The 18381-nt window shown below is 47.6% G+C and carries 21 protein-coding genes; 7 read left to right on the forward strand and 14 right to left on the reverse strand.

The window, feature by feature from the left end:
* Window positions 1-7: 7 nt before the first annotated feature.
* The 9 genes from BUB73_RS17920 to BUB73_RS02410 form a co-directional block, all read right to left on the reverse strand.
* Window positions 8-433: an amidohydrolase family protein gene (locus BUB73_RS17920; RefSeq protein WP_199505709.1), complete on the reverse strand. Its 426-nt coding sequence runs from the start codon at window positions 431-433 to the stop codon at window positions 8-10.
* A 125-nt stretch (window positions 434-558) separates the two neighbouring features.
* On the reverse strand, window positions 559-1179 hold the full coding sequence (locus BUB73_RS02375; protein ID WP_073233338.1) for a flavodoxin family protein: 621 nt from the start codon (window positions 1177-1179) through the stop codon (window positions 559-561).
* A 15-nt stretch (window positions 1180-1194) separates the two neighbouring features.
* Entirely contained in the window at window positions 1195-2103 is a 909-nt protein-coding gene (gene tatC / locus BUB73_RS02380) for a twin-arginine translocase subunit TatC (protein WP_073283315.1), read from the reverse strand.
* 135 nt (window positions 2104-2238) lie between these two features.
* Window positions 2239-2448 (reverse strand): Sec-independent protein translocase subunit TatA/TatB, encoded by a 210-nt coding sequence (locus BUB73_RS02385; protein WP_073157447.1) that lies wholly within the window; start codon window positions 2446-2448, stop codon window positions 2239-2241.
* A 44-nt stretch (window positions 2449-2492) separates the two neighbouring features.
* On the reverse strand, window positions 2493-3482 hold the full coding sequence (locus BUB73_RS02390) for a DUF362 domain-containing protein (protein WP_073283605.1): 990 nt from the start codon (window positions 3480-3482) through the stop codon (window positions 2493-2495).
* 13 nt (window positions 3483-3495) lie between these two features.
* Complete coding sequence (locus tag BUB73_RS02395) at window positions 3496-4503, reverse strand: DUF362 domain-containing protein (protein ID WP_073283318.1); 1008 nt, start codon at window positions 4501-4503, stop codon at window positions 3496-3498.
* Window positions 4504-4803 carry a hypothetical protein gene (locus BUB73_RS02400; protein ID WP_073233329.1) on the reverse strand — a complete coding sequence of 100 codons (300 nt, stop codon included), beginning with the start codon at window positions 4801-4803 and terminating at the stop codon, window positions 4504-4506.
* Window positions 4803-5198 carry a hypothetical protein gene (locus BUB73_RS02405; protein ID WP_073283321.1) on the reverse strand — a complete coding sequence of 132 codons (396 nt, stop codon included), beginning with the start codon at window positions 5196-5198 and terminating at the stop codon, window positions 4803-4805. The genes BUB73_RS02400 and BUB73_RS02405 overlap by 1 nt, the downstream gene beginning before the upstream one ends.
* 149 nt (window positions 5199-5347) lie before the next feature.
* Entirely contained in the window at window positions 5348-5848 is a 501-nt protein-coding gene (locus BUB73_RS02410) for a hypothetical protein (protein ID WP_073283324.1), read from the reverse strand.
* A 237-nt stretch (window positions 5849-6085) separates the two neighbouring features.
* On the opposite strand from BUB73_RS02410, the gene larB reads away from it, so the two are divergent.
* The 6 genes from larB to BUB73_RS02440 all read left to right on the forward strand — a co-directional run bounded on the left by larB (window position 6086) and on the right by BUB73_RS02440 (window position 10177).
* The gene (gene larB / locus BUB73_RS02415) at window positions 6086-6835 is read left to right on the forward strand and encodes a nickel pincer cofactor biosynthesis protein LarB (protein WP_083539606.1); all 750 of its coding nucleotides are present in this window, start codon (window positions 6086-6088) and stop codon (window positions 6833-6835) included.
* A 57-nt stretch (window positions 6836-6892) separates the two neighbouring features.
* Window positions 6893-8236, forward strand: coding sequence for a nickel pincer cofactor biosynthesis protein LarC (gene larC / locus BUB73_RS02420; RefSeq protein WP_083539607.1), 1344 nt, complete (start codon window positions 6893-6895; stop codon window positions 8234-8236).
* A gap of 90 nt (window positions 8237-8326) precedes the next feature.
* The gene (larE, locus tag BUB73_RS02425; protein WP_073283329.1) at window positions 8327-9157 is read left to right on the forward strand and encodes an ATP-dependent sacrificial sulfur transferase LarE; all 831 of its coding nucleotides are present in this window, start codon (window positions 8327-8329) and stop codon (window positions 9155-9157) included.
* Between the two features lie 114 nt (window positions 9158-9271).
* Complete coding sequence (locus BUB73_RS02430; protein WP_073283332.1) at window positions 9272-9490, forward strand: DUF3791 domain-containing protein; 219 nt, start codon at window positions 9272-9274, stop codon at window positions 9488-9490.
* A complete protein-coding gene (locus BUB73_RS02435) occupies window positions 9487-9975 on the forward strand; it encodes a DUF3990 domain-containing protein (protein ID WP_073283334.1) in 489 nt (162 codons plus the stop codon). The genes BUB73_RS02430 and BUB73_RS02435 overlap by 4 nt, the downstream gene beginning before the upstream one ends.
* Window positions 9968-10177 carry a hypothetical protein gene (locus BUB73_RS02440; protein WP_073283337.1) on the forward strand — a complete coding sequence of 70 codons (210 nt, stop codon included), beginning with the start codon at window positions 9968-9970 and terminating at the stop codon, window positions 10175-10177. The genes BUB73_RS02435 and BUB73_RS02440 overlap by 8 nt, the downstream gene beginning before the upstream one ends.
* Before the next feature lie 249 nt (window positions 10178-10426).
* Here BUB73_RS02440 and ileS read toward each other — a convergent pair whose 3' ends face one another.
* From ileS to BUB73_RS02465, 5 genes are all read right to left on the reverse strand, one after another.
* On the reverse strand, window positions 10427-13621 hold the full coding sequence (gene ileS / locus BUB73_RS02445) for an isoleucine--tRNA ligase (RefSeq protein ID WP_073283339.1): 3195 nt from the start codon (window positions 13619-13621) through the stop codon (window positions 10427-10429).
* Window positions 13622-13963: 342 nt separating this feature from the next.
* Window positions 13964-14356: a hypothetical protein gene (locus tag BUB73_RS02450; RefSeq protein WP_073157478.1), complete on the reverse strand. Its 393-nt coding sequence runs from the start codon at window positions 14354-14356 to the stop codon at window positions 13964-13966.
* A gap of 116 nt (window positions 14357-14472) precedes the next feature.
* Window positions 14473-15078, reverse strand: a complete 606-nt coding sequence (locus BUB73_RS02455) for a hypothetical protein (RefSeq protein ID WP_139259088.1) — start codon at window positions 15076-15078, stop codon at window positions 14473-14475.
* A 403-nt stretch (window positions 15079-15481) separates the two neighbouring features.
* Window positions 15482-16087 carry a hypothetical protein gene (locus tag BUB73_RS02460; RefSeq protein ID WP_139259088.1) on the reverse strand — a complete coding sequence of 202 codons (606 nt, stop codon included), beginning with the start codon at window positions 16085-16087 and terminating at the stop codon, window positions 15482-15484.
* 63 nt (window positions 16088-16150) lie between these two features.
* Complete coding sequence (locus tag BUB73_RS02465; RefSeq protein WP_073233302.1) at window positions 16151-17023, reverse strand: patatin-like phospholipase family protein; 873 nt, start codon at window positions 17021-17023, stop codon at window positions 16151-16153.
* A 168-nt stretch (window positions 17024-17191) separates the two neighbouring features.
* Between BUB73_RS02465 and BUB73_RS02470 the strand changes: the two genes are divergently transcribed.
* Window positions 17192-18331: a polysaccharide deacetylase family protein gene (locus BUB73_RS02470; RefSeq protein ID WP_073283345.1), complete on the forward strand. Its 1140-nt coding sequence runs from the start codon at window positions 17192-17194 to the stop codon at window positions 18329-18331.
* Window positions 18332-18381 lie beyond the last annotated feature (50 nt).

Consider the following 18381-nt stretch of genomic DNA (forward strand, 5'->3'; position numbering starts at 1 on the left):
AGGCTAGCTAAACGCCATCGGCGTGCAAGATGTCAAGAGCATAAATGGCTTCGCGAATAGCTGCATCGACATCAGGCAATGGCAAGGTGGCACAGAAAAGGAATCGGCCTTTATGTATAGCCTTCACTTCAGCCATTTCCTCATGTATTTTGCGGATCAGCTGAGCGCTTTCAACGCTGTCACCAAACCAAGGTTGCGGCGCAGGCAATGTTAAAACGGAAGTCTGTATGCCGGCGGCATCCATAAACTTGATATGCTTTTCAAGACTCCACTGGGGAATGGGAAAATCTTCATCAAGAAGGGCGTCATGTTTTACCAGATAATCACGATAGGATTTCGGAATCATGTGGGAATGGGTATCGAAGGGCTTCTGAGCGAAAGTCATATTTGCAAGAATAAAGATTGGCAGGATTTTCAGTAAAAGCTTTTTCATACCCTCCAATACAACACCTAGAGTTAACTCAAGGTCAAGGGGTAAGACGCAAAAAAATCGCCTCACATTTTCAGCGGGCGACTTTTCAAAAAATGAATCTATGTGCTAGGGCGAAAAGTTGAATCTTATCGCACGAAGTTCATGGGCTGCCAATCTTCTTTGGCTGGTTTTTCGGCGGTGCCGGTGGCAAACTTCTTCAGCATATAAGCCATGTTGTTTGCCAGAGTGCGCATGGTCTGCATGCCTTCTGTATCCTGGGCGGATTCCGCTTCGGCACGGCCGTAGGCGATGTTCCAATACTGGGAAGTAACGATAGGCATGTTCAGCATCTGGAAAGGCATTTGCAAAGTCTGGAATGCAGCAGTTGCACCTCCGCGGCGGCAGCAGCAAACAGCGGCGGCGGGCTTACCCTGGAAATGGGCTCCGGCAGCATAAGCCATACGCTGGATCAGGGAAAGTACGGAACCGTTGGGCTGACCCCAATAAACCGGAGAGCCAACGATCAATGCGTCGCTGGTTTCCATCTTGGCGATGACTTCGTTACAGATGTCTTCGTCAAAGGCGCAGCGGCAATTACCCTTGGTCTTGCAGACGTTACAGGCGATGCAACCGCGAACAGCCTTGTTGCCGATCCATACGATTTCGCTGTCGATGCCGTTCTTCTTCAGCTGTTCTGCAGCCTCGTTCAGGGCGGTAAAAGTGTTGCCGTTCTTGCGGGGGCTTCCGTTAATCAATAAAACTTTCATCTTGTTACCTCAATTTTAAAATGGTTTCCAGTCGTTGGCGTTCCGCTCAGTTCCAACTTGATACGGAGAAGTCGGTTTTGTAAAATCCACATCGTCTTGGGAATCTTTATTTGCAGATTTCTGCGTCGCGGAATCTTGGGTGCTGCGCGATTTCTGAGTTTTCGGTTCCACGCGAACGGGAGAATTCTCTTCGCCACACTCCTTGAACTGCTCACCTTTATACTTTCGTGCGGCAAACAAGCCTGCTTCAAAAAGTAAATAGGTAGGAGCACCCAGAATCAGCTGGCTGATAATATCCGGCGGAGTCAGCAAAGCGGCCAACACAAGGATGCCCACCACCACATAAGGGCGTGCGTGACAGACTGTTTCGTAATAAACAACGCCAGAGCGAATCAGAGCGTAAGTCACCAGCGGGAACTGGAACATACAACCAAAAGCTAGCGACAGCCACAGTGCCAATGTAACGATATTTTCTACTCCAAAAATTGGCTGTAGAGTTTCGCTTTCAAAACTCATACCGAAACGCACCACCAGCGGAAAGCAAATTCCCAGGCAGAACACGACACCTGAAATAAAAAGTCCGCTAGTAATCCACACAATGGAACGAACAAATTTTCGTTCATTTTCATAGAGACCTGGCAGTATAAATTTCCAAAGATTCCAGGCAATGTAAGGAGAACAGACAACGCAATCCGTCAGTGCCGCAATTTTCAACTGCAGCAAGAATACTTCCATGGGTGAGAAATAATGAAGAGTCGCGCCGCTCTGAGCAACAAGCTCCGCGCTGAACCAGTCAAGAATATAGGACGACAACAAAAACATCGGGATAATCCCGATGCCTAGCGCCACAAAACAGTGAATCAGCGCCGTACGCAAGGCCTCCAAGTGAGAGACCAACGTCTGTTCCTGATCTTCTTTTTTCATGCAGGTATGAGCTCGGTGCTACGCACCTTTGAGGTATGAGGTCGGCGATTCTCGCCTTTGAGGTTCATTTTTTCCACCTCAAGGAGGCAAAGCCTCCGTCCCTCACAGCTCAAAGCGAAGCGACCTCAAAGGGCTTTAGCCCTGTTCCTTTTTCGCTTCAGCTTCGCCGACTTTTTCGACAGTCTTCTGCAGGTCTTCTGCTTCTTCCTTCAGGGCGTCCTTTGCCTTCTTGTATTCGTGCTGGGCACGGCCAAGAGAGCGGGCCAGTTCAGGAATGCGCTTGCCACCGAACAGCAGCAAAACCACAACAACAATCAGGATGATTTCTGGAATTCCAAGAGACATGCTAACCTCGGCACTTGTTATAGAAATTTCCGTTCAATGGAAAATTACAAAACTTCCACCAGTTTGTACTTGCGGGAACCCATCTTATGGTGTTCCATGGCGTCAAGCTGATGCAAGCCTTCGCGGGACTCGATGCGTTCCTTCAGGTCAGCAAGTTCCTTAGGCGGAAGTTTATAGACCATATCGATGCTAGCCTGGTCCACAGCAAGAATATCGGTAGATGCAAGGATACCGATGTCACGGCAGGTGGGTTCTGCGGCGCTTGTACCGGCGCAGTCGCAGTCCACGGACATACGGCGTAACACGTTGATGAAGCACATTTTGCCCTTGAAATGATCGCAGGTTGCCTTGGCGGAGTCGCCCATCAGTTCCATGAACTTGGCGCCCATAATCCAGTCGGCAGAGGCGTTCACGTCGGAAGTATTCAGGTGGACTTCACGCTTGCCAATCTGACCGCCGGCACAGCCGATAGCAATGTTTTTCATGGAACCGCCGAAACCACCCATGGCGTGACCCTTGAAGTGGGTAAATACCACCATAGAATCGTAGTTCAGCATGTGCTTACCTACATGCAGTTCCTTCAGCCAATAGCCGTCCTTCACCGGAATAGGAGTTTCGCCGTCTTCGTCCATAATGTCGACGACCGTGAACTTGGTAAAGCCATTGACTTCGAGAGCCTTGCGGTGATCTGCGGTAGTATAGCGGCCGCCCTGATACAGGGTGTTGGTCTCTACGATGGTGCTGTCGGGAATAGCCTTCTGCAAGGCTTCATCCCATTCGCGGGGAATAATGTTCGGGCCGTTGGGTTCGCCAGTGTGGAGCTTGATGGCCACCTTGCCAGAGATGTTCTGTTTCACCTTTTCGTAAAGTTTCAGAACGCCAGCGGCACTGAGATCCTTGGTAAAATAGACGGTAGACACCTTGTCCTCCTTGGAGTTTTTTGCAGGAGCAGCGTTAGCGGCGTTTGCAGCACTTGCAAGACCAGCTACAGCAACGGCACCTGCAGAAGCCTTCAGAAAATCACGACGATCCATAACGGCCTTCTTATTAGAATTCAATAATACGATACTTGCGGTTGCCCATCTTCAGAGCTTCCATGGCAGGGAGCTGATGCAGGCCTTCGCGAGTTTCGATACGTTCCTTGATATCCTTCAGTTCGCCAATGGGCAGCTTGTAAACCATGTCTACGCTGGCCTGGTCCACAGCGAGAATATCGGTGGAAGCAAGGATACCGATGTCACGGCAGGTGGGTTCGGCAGCGCCAACGCCAGCACAGTCGCAGTCCACGGACATACGGCGCAGCACATTGATAAAGCACATCTTGCCCTTAAAGTGATTGACGGTTGCCTTGCCGGATTCAGCCATGGCTTCCATGAAGCGCTTGCCGCTATTGCTCCACTTGGGGTAAAGTTCCGGCTTTGCATTATAATCCGGATCTTCCATCTTTTCGTGAATCATCTTCTTGCCCACATTGGCGTCGGCACAGCCGATGGCGATGTTCTTGAGGGAACCGCCGAAACCGCCCATGGTATGGCCCTTGAAGTGTGTCAGCACCACCATGGAATCGTAATTCACGATGTGGCCGCCCATGCTCATTTCCTTAAAGTGCTTGCCGCCAGGAACAGGGAGCATCACCGTACCTTCTTCGTCCATGATGTCCACGGGGCAGAAAGTCCAGCCGTTTACCTTCAAGGTTTCGCGATGCTTTTCGGTAGTATCGCGGTCGCTGGGATGGTAGTAGGTGTTGGTTTCCACAATGTTGGAATTGGGAATCAGGGCCTGCACAGCCTTCACCCATTCGCGGGGCAAAATGTTGGGGCCATTCTTTTCGCCGGTGTGAACCTTGATGGCCACCTTACCGGAAATGTTCTGGTTCACCTTGTTATAAAGTTTGATTAGACCTTCAGCAGAAAGATCCTTGGTGAAGTAGACGTTGGAAACATCCTTGCCCGCTTCCTTTACTTCCTGATTCTTGGGCTTACCAAAAACGGGTGTAGCCATGGCGCTAATGAGTGCAGCGGAACCTACAGTCTTTATAAAATCACGACGGTCCATTTAAGCCACCTTATGGAAACGACCCTTGGGGTCTTTAATGAGGAGCATGGCAAGCCAAATCACAAGGCCAAATGCCACAGCGGAGAAACCCAGGAAAGCGTCATTCAGCATGTCGCCTGCAGCCGGGGTGAAAAATTCAGCGCGAAGTTCTGCATATTCAAAAATGGCATCTACGAACCACATGAGGGATGCGCCCCAGTACATGTAGCACAAGGGAGAAAGACGCATCTTGTTCTCAACATCGCGGTACCAAAGAGCGGTGCAGATAATCGCTGCAAAAACAGTGATGAGAAGGGTCATTACTTACCTGCCTTTACTTCTGCAGGAACAGCCTTGTGGAACTTGCTGCGGAATGCGGTGAGGGCAGCCCATGCGACTGTTACAAGGCCGGCCATGGACGTACCTACGGTAGCGACTTCATGCCACATCTGGCTCATGGCCTCGGGGCTAGAAGCCGCTGTCAAAAACGGATAGAAGGCCTGCAGTTCGCCGTGCCAGACATGTTCAAAAGCCAACAGAACAGAACCGCCCCAAAGCATCTTGGAAAGGACCTTCAGATTCTTGCAGACAGCCTGCTTTTTGGTGGCAACCTGAAGTTCACCAGCCTGCTTGGCGGACTTGTCCGTGTGTTCCAAAACGATGGTGGTGACGGTGGTAACGATGGCTTCAGCCATGGGGGCGACAAAACAGCACATAAGTACTCCTGTATTAAAATATTTATCACTTGAAATATAATACCTAGAGTCAACTCTAATGCAAGAACTTTTTTCAAAAAAAAGGTCTAAACCCTCAAAAAATTAGGTTAGACCAATCATCTACGATACACCAAAAGTTAAAACAAGCATTATAATAGAAGATATTCAGCAAGGCAGCTAGAACGTCTTTCCTTCCAACTGTTTTGCTCAATATCGAACTCCAAAATCAAAGGCTCAGAATCTTCATTATCTTTGTAGATTACCAATTTCAATCGAGTTTCATCTCCGATAATTTTTTGCTGTACAAATATTCCCGCTCCAAGGACAGTCTCCCTAGTGTAGATATTTGCAGAATCAATTACAACTTCTTCTTGCCCTTTAAAAAACGTCCCCGTTACTTTTTTGGGGAGAGTCTTTCCATATTTGGTACTATCCAAATAAACTTGGATCATTTCAAAGTACCTTTCCAAAATTCCCTCCGAATTCAGGTCTATGTTTCCCCCAGTAATATCTGCAACCTTCACAAAGGTACTGTCGAACTTGACTATTTTCGATCTTTTCTCCACAAATATATAATAACTCTTGGCGTGACCACAATTTCCGCAATTCCACAAAAACAAGCAAGTAATGATTAGTAGTATTTTTTTCATGATCAATCAACTATGAGCCACGGAAGAATGTCAAATTGCAATATGAAAAATATAGTTATTTCCATAGCCCAATTTTTCATAGTTAGGGGTAGCCTCATAGCACCCAATTACATTTGCGACAAACATTTTATTAGACTTTATTCTACTAGGTAGTAGGACCGAAAAAAAAATCATTTTATGCAAAAAAGATTTTTCATCTCTTGTGTTAGAGTAAACTCTAGATTGTATATTTAGGGTATGAAAGATGAAAAGTTTGACGATATCGGTTTTGCAAAGCTGGATGTAAGCCGCGAGAACCGAACCGGCACCAGCGAGGCCATTTTCTGCCCCGGCAAGACCAAGGAACAACTGTTAAAGATTCTTGAAACCTTCGCCAAAAACGGGTGTTCTGTACTGGGGACAAAATGCACTAGGGAACAAGCTGATTTTGTACAAGAAATGTTGAATGGCGCATCTGGTAAAAGCGGGGCCACGAACGCACCGGCAATTCGTTACGACGAGACTTCCAGAATCTTGACCATGAAGGTTAAGAGGACCGCAAAAAGATCTGCGAATGCGAAAGTCGCGAGAGCAGGCCGTTCACTTAAAGATTCCGTAGCCGTATGTTGTGCAGGAACCGCCGACTTGCCCATCGCCGAAGAAGCCGCCCAGACCGCAGAATTTTTCGGAGCCAAGGTTGAGCGCCACTTTGACGTAGGCATCGCAGGCCTTCACCGACTTCTTTCAAAGATGGATGAAATCCGCAAGGCCGATGTCGTTATTGCTGTTGCAGGCATGGAAGGCGCATTGGCAGGCGTTATCGCAGGACTTACAAAAGCCCCCGTGATTGCAGTCCCAACCTCTGTTGGCTACGGAGCATCCTTCAACGGACTGAGCCCGCTTTTGACCATGCTGAACACCTGCGCGGAAGGGGTTTCCGTAGTGAACATCGACAACGGTTATGGCGCCGCCGTCAGTGCAGTGAGAATGTTACGCATCAAAAAGTAAAACGCAGACGAATCAAAAATTTCAATGCGACTGAGAGCGCCGCGGACTTGAAGAATTATGAAATATCTTTATCTTGATGGATCTTGTGGTATCAGCGGAAACATGACTGTTGCCGCCTTGCTAGACTTAGGCGCATCCCGCGAAAGGCTTGAAGATGCAATTCACGCCATGCACCTGGAAGGAATGCATTGTCATATTGAAAGAGGCAATTCCTACAGCATCGCAGGGATGAACTTTGACGTTCATGTCCACACCCATCACGGTGAAGAAAGCGCAGACCATGTGGACGCTCACGAAGAAGGTTACGTGGAATATCACCACGAGCATAATCACGAGCACCATCATGATCATTGCGAAGGGCATCATCACGAACATGGTCACCACCATGAGCACCGCCACCTGGCAGAAGTTTACCACATTCTAGAACATGCCGCCGGACATTGCGCAGAACACAATCCTGCCGCACCCGCATTTTCTAGCAACGCCCTGGATACCGCCAAGAAAATTTTCCGCATTATCGCAGAAGCCGAAGCAAAGGCCCACGGCGTCGCTGTTGAAGAGGTCCACTTCCACGAAGTTGGCGCCATTGATTCCATCGTCGACATTATGGCGGTGGCCGTTCTTGTTGACGACCTGCGAGAAAAATTCGGCATCGAAAAGTGCGTGGTGACAGGGCTTAACGAAGGCTCCGGATTTGTGCAGACTCAGCACGGAATGCTTCCCATTCCCGTTCCCGCCGTTGCAAGTATCGCAGAGGCCGCAGGCATCGCCCTGCACGTTACCGATACCAAGGGCGAAATGGTCACCCCTACAGGCATTGGCATCGTAGCCGCACTACGCACCAGCGAAAAACTTCCGGAGCAGTACAAAATTTTAAAGACAGGCATCGGCCTTGGAAAGCGAGATTTCGGAAGAGCCAATTTCTTGCGGGCACAGATTATTGAAGATGTTGAAGTTCGCGCCGCAGGTTGCGAAAATATTTTCATGATCGAATGTAACATCGATGATCAAAGTCCCGAGGAATTGGGGCTTGCCTTGGAAAAGATTTTTGAATCCGGTGCAAGAGACGTTCATTACGTTCCCTGCTACATGAAGAAGAACCGCCCCGCAGTGATCCTGCGAGTTCTTGCCGACGAAGAAAAGTTACCGCAAATTGAAACCGCAATTTTCCGCCACACAACGACGGTTGGCCTCAGGCGTTATCCCGTAAGCCGCACTTGCATGAACCGCAGTTTCGCTGACATTGCAACACCTTACGGAACCGTCACCGTCAAGAAATGTGAGCTGGGCGACATTGTGAAGTACAAGCCGGAGTTCGATAGCGTCAAGAAAGTTGCAGACCAAGCAGGCGTCACCTACCGCGAAGTTTCCGACGCCGCCAAGGCAAACGCAAAATTCTAAGGTTCAAAACATCAGCGACGTTTTTGTAAATCGCAGCCTACACACAACTTGCAGCTCCCGCAGTTCATAAACGTCGCAAAAAAGGGTCTCATGAATCTACAAGAAAAGAAAGAACGTCTTCAGGAAATTCTCCGCAGCTATGGCAAGGTGGCCATCGCCTATTCCAGCGGCGTAGATTCTACGTTCCTTCTAAAAGTAGCTCACGATACCTTAGGCGATAACGCCATCGCCATTACGGTAAAGTCCCTCCTGGTTTCCGCGGCGGAAATGGACGAAGCGGAAGCATTCTGCAAACGCGAAAATATTCGCCACCAATTCATCATTCACGACGAAATGTCCGTGCCAGGATTCGCAGAAAATCCACCTAACCGCTGCTATATCTGCAAAAGGCAAATTTTCTCATCCATTCAAGCCACCGTGCGAGATGAGTTCGTCGTCTGCGAAGGCAGCAATAAGGACGACGAAGGGGATTACCGCCCCGGCATGAAAGCCATCGCAGAACTTTCCGTCAAGAGTCCCCTGCGAGAAGCCGGACTCACTAAGGCTGAGATCCGCGAACTTTCCCGGGAACTCAGCCTCCCCACCGCAAGCAAGCCCTCATTCGCCTGCCTCGCCAGCCGCATACCCTACGGTCAGATCATTACAAGACAAAAATTGCAGTTGGTCGAAACCGCCGAAAAATTCCTGCAGGATTTAGGTTTCGTGCAATACAGAGTGCGCTGCCGCGAGGCCTCCCCCGCAACCTCCCTTACTGCTTCCATCGAACTTCTCCCCGAGCAATTCAATCTGTTTAAAACAAATCAAGAACTTATCATCCAGACTCTCAAAAACCTCGGCTTCGCAGAAGTTCGTCTCGACGAAAAAGGCTACCGCACCGGCAGCCTGAATGAAGCTCTAGGAATTAAGCACCCAGTCCCATAATCACAAGCCCCCTCCCCGACGCCTCTCACCGGCATCGGGGATTTTTTATTTTCAAGCCCTTTCATATCCAAAGCCCACTCCTTTTTCATTTTATTTTTTGTTATCTTATGAGATATGTGTACCGCAAAGGAACTAGAATTCTCTGTTTTTGTCATTCATAAGTTGGCCTCTGCCTGGGGAAAAACTCCAGCGGAGGTTTATGCAGTTTTGAACGATACGAAAATTCTAGACGACTATTTAATCCCCTGTTACGACACATTACACACGATGGGATCCGAAGCTGTCACGGCTGAACTGACAGACTTTGCTCGTGAACGCGGGGTTGCCGTATGATAGTCTATCATGGTTCCACAAAAATCATTGAAAAACCGCAAATCGGTTTTTCTAAAAAATATCTTGATTTCGGCGAAGGGTTTTATGTCACCACATTTCAGAAACAAGCCGAAAAATGGGCAAAGCGCAAGGCTCTTCGTTATGGTGAAAAAGCTTTCGTAAACGTCTATGACATGAGTGAATCTTTTGAACCTTTAAAAAGCCTAAACTTTGATTCCGCTGATGAAAAGTGGCTAGATTTCGTTTGCGCCTGTCGCCGTGGTGAAAATCTTAATCAGACTTTTGACATCATTTGCGGGAATGTGGCTGACGATGATGTGTTCAAGACGATTGACATGTACTTTCGTGGTCTATGGGACAAAGAAAAAACTTTAGCCGAGCTTCGCTATTTTCAACAAAACAACCAGATCTGTTTTGTGACACAGCTTGCAATTGATTCTCTTTTAAAATTCAATCGAAGCTATGAGGTAAAAGTAGATGGATAACAAAATCCTCACAGCCTTATATCGCGAGAACCTTGAGGAAGATATCATCAAGGAAGTTGCCGCATTGAAGAACATACCTTTAAGAGATGCAATGGCCCTGTACTATACAAGCAACTTGGCAAAGCAGATTGAACAAGGCATGTACGGGATTGACAATCTATCTCCGAAGTATTTAGCAAACGACCTCCTAGAAAACGGCTAATTCTTAAAAAATTTTTCTCTTGACACAATCGTCAGATTTCTGTACTTCACCAAAAGTCCACAAACCGAGCATTTTGTGGATAATTAGGAAAATTTCAAACGCCCTAAAAACTCGCATTCCAGACGGTGATCTTTCTAAAAAAAACAAGAAGTCCCCAAAGCATTTAACTTCGGGGACTTTTGTTTTGCTAGGTTCAGCCGATGCCGAGCGACCTCGGCATGACTTTCGCGACGTTCGCCTTGTTAAGCCTTATGCCTTAACAGTTGTGAAGCTGAATGCCTCTCCGTCAGCGTCGTTAGCTTCGAGGCCATCAGCGGCGGCAGCCCAGGTCAGCTTAACGGCCTGAGTCTCGCCCATGATGTAGGCTTCGTTTTCAGCGACTGCCTGCTTGAACATTTCACTGTCAGAGAACAAGGTCACTTCGATCTTGTCAGTGATGGTGTAGTTCTGTTCCTTACGGCGGTTCTGGATGCGGTTCACCAATTCGCGGGCGACGCAAGCGCGGCGCAGGTCGTCGGTGACGTTCAGGTCCAGAGCAACGGTAAAGTGGCTGTCAGCATCCACGGCAAGGCCTTCCGGCACAATGCGCTGGATCATGAGGCAGTCTGCACCCACTTCGCCAAATTCGAACTTGATAGTCTCACCACCCTGCAAAGCCTTGATTTCGTCAGCGCTCAGGCTGTTAAGCTTTGCAGAGATGACCTTCATGTTCTTGGCGTATTCAGGACCCTTGGCCTTGATACCCAGGAAGTTAGGCTTTGCAGAAAGCTTCACCAGAACGGTTTCGTCTTCCAGGAACTTCATTTCGCGAACGTTTAGTTCTTCGAGGATGAGGTCCTTCATGGTTTCTGCCACATCCTTTTCTACGGCACCGTGGGGCACCACAGTCATGCTAGCAATTGGCATACGGTTCTTTACGTTGTTCGTAGCGCGGATTGCACGGCCCATTTCCACCATGCCGCGGACCATTGCGATACGCTGCACCAGAGCTTCGTCCTTCAAGGATTCGTCAGCGCTGGGGAATTCGCAGAGGTGTACGCTAACAGGTGCGTTGGCATCCACTTCGCGAACGAGAATCTGGTAGATTTCTTCGGCCAGGAGCGGCAGGAACGGAGCAAGAATCTTGCTGAAGTCCACCAGCACCTTGTACATGGTAGCGTAAGCTGCATTCTTGTCGCCATCGTTTTCAGACTTCCAGAAACGGCGGCGGCTACGACGAACATACCAGTTGGTCAGGTCATCCACAGCGGCGATGATTGCAGGCACCACGTTGTACAAACGGTAAGCCTTCATTTCCACTTCGACCTTGGCGGCCAGATCCTGCAGGGTTGCAAGCATCCAGCGGTCCAGTTCGTTTTCGGACTTCACCACTTCACCCGGATTCCAGTTCAGCTGGCCCTTGGCGGCGTCGGCATTGTGGTTACTTACGAAGAAGCTAACGGCGTTCCACAGCGGGAGCATCACCTGCTTCACGATACCCTTCACGCCTTCTTCAGAGAAGCGCAGGTCTTCGGCCTTCAGTGCAGCAGAGTTAATGAGGAACAGGCGGATAGCGTCAGCGCCGGTACGTTCGATAAGTTCGTTGGGGTCCGGATAGTTCTTCTTGGACTTGGACATCTTGGAACCGTCTTCGGCCAAGATGATACCGTTCACGATCACGTTCTTGAAGGCAGGCTTCTGGAACAGAGCGTTAGAAAGAACAGTCAGGGTGTAGAACCAACCACGAGTCTGGTCAAGGCCTTCGGCAATGAAGTCAGCCGGGAAGCTCTTTTCAACCAGTTCCTTGTTTTCAAACGGATAGTGGCGGCTAGCATAAGGCATGGAGCCAGATTCGAACCAGCAGTCAAACACTTCCGGAGTACGCTTGAATTCCTTGCCGTCCTTCTTGATGACAATCTTGTCCACGAAGTGCTTGTGCAAGTCGTCCAGAGTTTCGCCAGTAAGGTCTGCCAATTCCTTGATGGAGCCCACAGCGATCATTTCGCCGTCGTCAGCAATCCATACAGGAATCGGGGTACCCCAGAAACGGTTACGGGAAAGGTTCCAGTCGCGGGCGTTGGCAATCCACTTACCGAAGCGGCCGCTCTTGATGTGGTCGGGAACCCAGTTCACGGTCTGGTTGTTTTCGACCATCCATTCCTTCAAAGTCTTGGTGACACCTTCTGCATTGGTAACTTCGCCATCGATCTTCAAGAACCAAGTCTTGAGGGCGCGGTACAGCAGAGGCACGCCGGTACGCCAGCAGTGGGGGTAGCTATGAACGAAGGTTTCGTGCTTGAACACGCGGCCCTGTTCCTTGAGGTAAGCGATAATGCTCTTGTCGGCTTCCTTTGCACCCAGTCCCTTCCACATGGGGACCTTGTCGGTGAACTTGCCTTCGGTATCCAGCGGGTCAAAAAGACCCAGGCCAAGAGATGCGCCCAGCTGGAAGTCTTCTTCACCGAAGGAAGGAGCGATATGCACAGCACCGGCACCGTCTTCGTCGCTAACGAAATCGGCAACGTAGATGGTATAACGCTTGGCCAGTTCTTCTGCGGTGGCGTAAGCGTCGCTAATGTGGAACAAAGCTTCGTACTTGAGACCAGCAAGGTCAGAACCCATGCACTTGTCCACAATGTTGGGCTGCTTGAAGTAAGCGCCAGCGCGTGTACCCATGACCCAGAACTTCTTGCCGTCCTGTTCTACGCAAACGTATTCGGCGTCAGCCTTCACTGCAATAGCGAAGTTGGAAGGAAGAGTCCAAGGAGTGGTGGTCCAAACCAGGATGTTGGAACCAGCAAACTTAGCGTCGTCGGAAACCAGCGGGAAGATAAGAGTCAAGGACGGGTCCTGACGGTCCTTATAGCCCTGGTTGGTTTCGAAGTTGGAAAGCGGAGTTGCAAGAGCCGGGCTGTACGGCTGGATGCGGTAGCCCTGATAGATGAGGCCCTTGTCGAAGCACTGCTTGAACACCCACCACACAGATTCCATGAAGTTCTTGTCCATGGTCTTGTAGCCCTTGTCGAAGTCCACCCAACGGCCCATACGACGAACCGTCTTGCGCCATTCACCGGTGTACTTCAGAACCTTGCTACGGCAGGTTTCGTTAAACTTGTCTACGCCCAGGTTCTGGATTTCGGCAACGCCAGCCAGACCCAGTTCGTTCTGCACCAGAGATTCAATAGGCAGACCGTGGCAGTCCCAACCGAAACCGCGGGGAACCTTCTTGCCCTTCATGGTCCAGTAACGGGGAACGATATCCTTGATGGTACCAGCCAGCAAGTGACCATAGTGCGGAAGGCCAGTTGCAAACGGAGGGCCATCGTAGAAAGTATAGGGTGCAGTTTCCGGACGGCTGTCCAGAGACTTCTTAAAGCTATCATCCTTATCCCACAATCCGAGCACGCGCTCTTCGATCTGCGGGAAGGTTTCTTCCTTTTGTACTTCGCGGAATAACTTTGCCATTGTTTACCTCGGGGCATACAGCCCCCTATTAAATACGGGCGTAAATTTAGCAAAAGGCGAACATCGTGACATTCACGCTTGCGTGAAATGGCATGATTGAGCCGTACTAAATGCAAGCAAAGCTTGTCAGATAGAAAAAACAAAAAGGGGGGCAGCCGCCCCCTCGCTCCAACTTTTGCGCAAATCAGCCTAAAAAGCAGGCCGCGCAAAATTTTACGCTACCCCCACTCCTAAGGGGACACCCCTTAAAAACCCCGATAAATTTCAATCATCAAAGCACAGGTCCTCTTCTATCATCGGCAAAGAGACAAAGTAATAGCCATCACGGCAGCCCAATCGAGACTAAACAGAAAAATCGTAATTTTGAGCGTCATTTACCAATAAACTACTTTTGTAACCGAAAAGCCACGCAGTGTCTTGCAACGAAATTGCATAAATGTGTGTTTTCCCCATTATCAAGTCGTCAACATCAAGGACATTTATACTGTCATTTTCCTCAACATCAAAATAAACCTTCCCATTCTTTACGGTTGTATCATGTATGACATAACATCCATATACAACAAACCAATCCTCACGTTCAGAATCAATTTTCCCTTCATCATAGGTATAATGATAAAGGAGGTCTTCCTTATTTTTTCTATAGAGTAATTCGTTAACGCCTTCGCAAAGAACTTTGTCGCCTATATATGCTTTAACAGACTTGACCGGCTTTGTTGAAATTACGCTAATCACCGTAATTTAATTTGTATTAATTTCATTAGCGCACTTATAAGGATCAACACACGAGACCAACATGAGCGAACAAAATGCGAATAAAATTCTGCTCTTTCTCAAAAAAATTTCTCGCATTATTTCATCCTCTCTTGTTCTAAAATTTCATTAAACGCACCCATTCCTAAGGATACCAAATCGGAATATTGCCGATCTGATTTTACCGCTACGGGCAAATATTTTCCGACAAAGATTCTGTCAATTTCATCGCTAAACATAACCCGTTCCAATGTATTTAGTAAACTGGCTTCAAAAAGACTAAAATCAAGATTTACTTCAGCATTAAGCTCTCCAATAAGTTCAATTCCCAAAGAGGTAAAAACTGCATAGGGATGCATTTCCTCATACGTCATTTGCGGATTATCATAAAAAGCAATCCACTGATTCTGTATGGCCCGAGCCAGATAGCGATAAGCGGCTCTCTTTTCAGGACTGTCTGGAATTTTCGCATCAATTAGAGAATCCAGGTCATCCCTTACACCATTTCCATCTCTGTCATAACCTAAAATTTTTATTCTCGCCGTATCTGCGGCTGTTGCAACATCGTCGTAGTGCTCATTCGATACAGAGGGATGCAATTCATCTGCATTTTCAAACGAAGAACTAGACAAGTTCCTTCCCAAAGATATTAGGGCAGCTGCTAAGACGCTCAAGAATAAAAAAATCAAGAAAGCTTTTTTCATGCCAAAAAATATAAACAAAGCACCCCCAAGGGAGTGCCGTGTTTAATGACAATGCCGTCATCTCTAGGTGTTTTGCAAGAAGGATATGATTTGTTCTTCATGTTCCGTGAAATAACCACGCCAGATTTTTTCAAGTTCATCAAGTTTGTCATCGGCAACATCGTCCAACTTAGGAATTCTTCCTTATTTTTTCTATAGAGTAATTCGTTAACGCCTTCGCAAAGAACTTTGTCGCCTATATATGCTTTAACAGACTTGACCGGCTTTGTTGAAATTACGCTAATCACCGTAATTTAATTTGTATTAATTTCATTAGCGCACTTATAAGGATCAACACACGAGACCAACATGAGCGAACAAAATGCGAATAAAATTCTGCTCTTTCTCAAAAAAATTTCTCGCATTATTTCATCCTCTCTTGTTCTAAAATTTCATTAAACGCACCCATTCCTAAGGATACCAAATCGGAATATTGCCGATCTGATTTTACCGCTACAGGCAAATATTTTCCGACAAAGATTCTGTCAATTTCATCGCTAAACATAACCCGTTCCAATGTATTTAGTAAACTGGCTTCAAAAAGACTAAAATCAAGATTTACTTCAGCATTAAGCTCTCCAATAAGTTCAATTCCCAAAGAGGTAAAAACTGCATAGGGATGCATTTCCTCATACGTCATTTGCGGATTATCATAAAAAGCAATCCACTGATTCTGTATGGCCCGAGCCAGATAGCGATAAGCGGCTCTCTTTTCAGGACTGTCTGGAATTTTCGCATCAATTAGAGAATCCAGGTCATCCCTTACACCATTTCCATCTCTGTCATAACCTAAAATTTTTATTCTCGCCGTATCTGCGGCTGTTGCAACATCGTCGTAGTGCTCATTCGATACAGAGGGATGCAATTCATCTGCATTTTCAAACGAAGAACTAGACAAGTTCCTTCCCAAAGATATTAGGGCAGCTGCTAAGACGCTCAAGAATAAAAAAATCAAGAAAGCTTTTTTCATGCCAAAAAATATAAACAAAGCACCCCCAAGGGAGTGCCGTGTTTAATGACAATGCCGTCATCTCTAGGTGTTTTGCAAGAAGGATATGATTTGTTCTTCATGTTCCGTGAAATAACCACGCCAGATTTTTTCAAGTTCATCCAGCTTGTCATCGGCAACATCGTCCAACTTGTATTTTTTACCATTTGCAGACGGCGAAAGCACATGGACATTTTCGCGGCCAATGTCAGCCATCACTTCGTAATCGCTACTCTTGCCAGAACGGGCAACCCATTCATTAAGCACGTAGCTACCCCAGCCAAGCAAGGTCTGGTTGTCTTCAACGCGAACCATCATATCCATGTCAGTATCAAAGGTAAGGATACGGTAATCGTCGCGGAAACCAGCTCTCTTCAAGCCTGCATTCAAAACCGCAATGGGAGAATTTGCCCACATGCCACCGTCGGCATACCAAGTATCGCCAAGTTTTTCAACGTCAAAGTAGGTAGGAGCACAAGTGGACGAAAGAACCGCGAACCACTTATCCACATCGGCATCGCCTCTGTCCCAAACCTTTTCTACAGACTTTTTACCATTGAGTCGAGTTGTGGGAATGAAAATCGGTTTTTCCCAATCGCTGCACTTACCCTTCATGCAGTCCATTAGAAGTTCTTTCAAGCGTGCATGATTATAAGTCGGCTTTTTAAGATCCTTAATGCGTTCCCACAAGGAATATTTCTTGAAAATATCCTTCAAGTTATCGCGGTAGAACTTACGGATCTTTTCTGCAGACATTCCCTCATCGAGGCAAGCCGCTACGATAGCGCCGGTAGAGGTACCACCAAAAGCGGCAGCATTCTTAGAAATCCAGCCTTCCCCAAGCTTCTTTTCAATTTCACACATCAGCGCAACCGGACCAATGCCCAGCGCACCACCACCATTAATAGATATAGCCAATTTATCTCTTCTCATAGCGGGCCAATTATAACATTTGTTAATACACCGTATTAACAGAATCCATACAATATGACAATTTTCTTACATCTTGTAATATTGGAAATGAAATTTTTTTGAAAAAAAAACATCCTGAGATCGTATTTTGTTCCCTAGGAATGGAAGAAAATTATGAACAGGATCATCAAAAAAGCATTTTTAGGGATTTCCGTAATCTGCGGGCTTGCTTCAGCAGCTTCCGTCAAAAGCCCCTTCGTAACAGTCCCCTGGAATGGCTATTCTGGCGCGGCCAGCTTTACCTTCGATGACGGATTCTACCAGGCAGAGCCTCTTTCCCAGATTCTCGAGGATATGCCCGAAGTCAAGGTGACTTTCTTCCTTACTAATATGGGTATGAACCTGCTTGACTACTTTGGCCCCACATACGCTGAACTTGCAAAACAGGGGCATGAAATCGGCAACCATACCAACAACCATTTCGACCTCACCTCCATTGCAGAATCCTCCCTGAAATCAGAAATTATCGATTTTGCCGGGGAACTGGAGCAAATCATGGGCTCTTATGGAGCTGAAGTGAGCGTCACATCCCACGCACTCCCCTACAGTCAAAACAGCGACATTGTTTCTAGCGTCATTGATGACCGCCATTTCATCAATCGCAGTGCAGGCGGACCGGGTAAACACGACTGGAATGTGGAACCCAACTGGAGCAATATGGATTCCAAGGTTTGGTACACCACCCCCAACGCCGAAGAAGATTTCCTCAACTCTATCGATGCTTCAGCCATGGCCCCTTCCTGGCTGATTCTTCTCAATCATGGAATCGCCGATCTTGGAGAAGGTTATATCACCCAGGATCTGATGAAGGAATTCATTCAACGTGCCGTAAAAAACAATATGTGGGTTGCCCCCTTTAGCACAGTCGGGGCCTACTACCGCGCCCACTTTACCCTGGATACCGCCAAGGCCGTTGCCGATGGAAACAATCTTACCGTCACATGGGAAATGCCCCACAAGAATATGCCCAAAAGCATTCCTCTCAAGGTCGTCATAAACGAAACTTTCGTCAGAGAAAATTTCGGCAACAATGCGAGCATCTACATCGAACAGGATGGTAAAAGAATCTACCCCGATGAAGACGGAATTTTCATTCTTGAATTCACTTCTTTAAAGGCAACCATCTACGGCTCCTCCAAGACTCCCGACACCAAGCCCTACATGGTTCGTTCCGACCTTAGAACACAAGACGATCCCTTCTCCGAAAAACACAACGTACACCCTCCTGGATGCAAAGGGAAGACGCCTTGGTAATATTACCGAATTCAAAGTCCCCGATTTTATGCCCAAGGGCCCCTACATCA

Origin of the sequence: Fibrobacter sp. UWH6 (assembly GCF_900142465.1) — a bacterium.
GTDB lineage: Bacteria > Fibrobacterota > Fibrobacteria > Fibrobacterales > Fibrobacteraceae > Fibrobacter.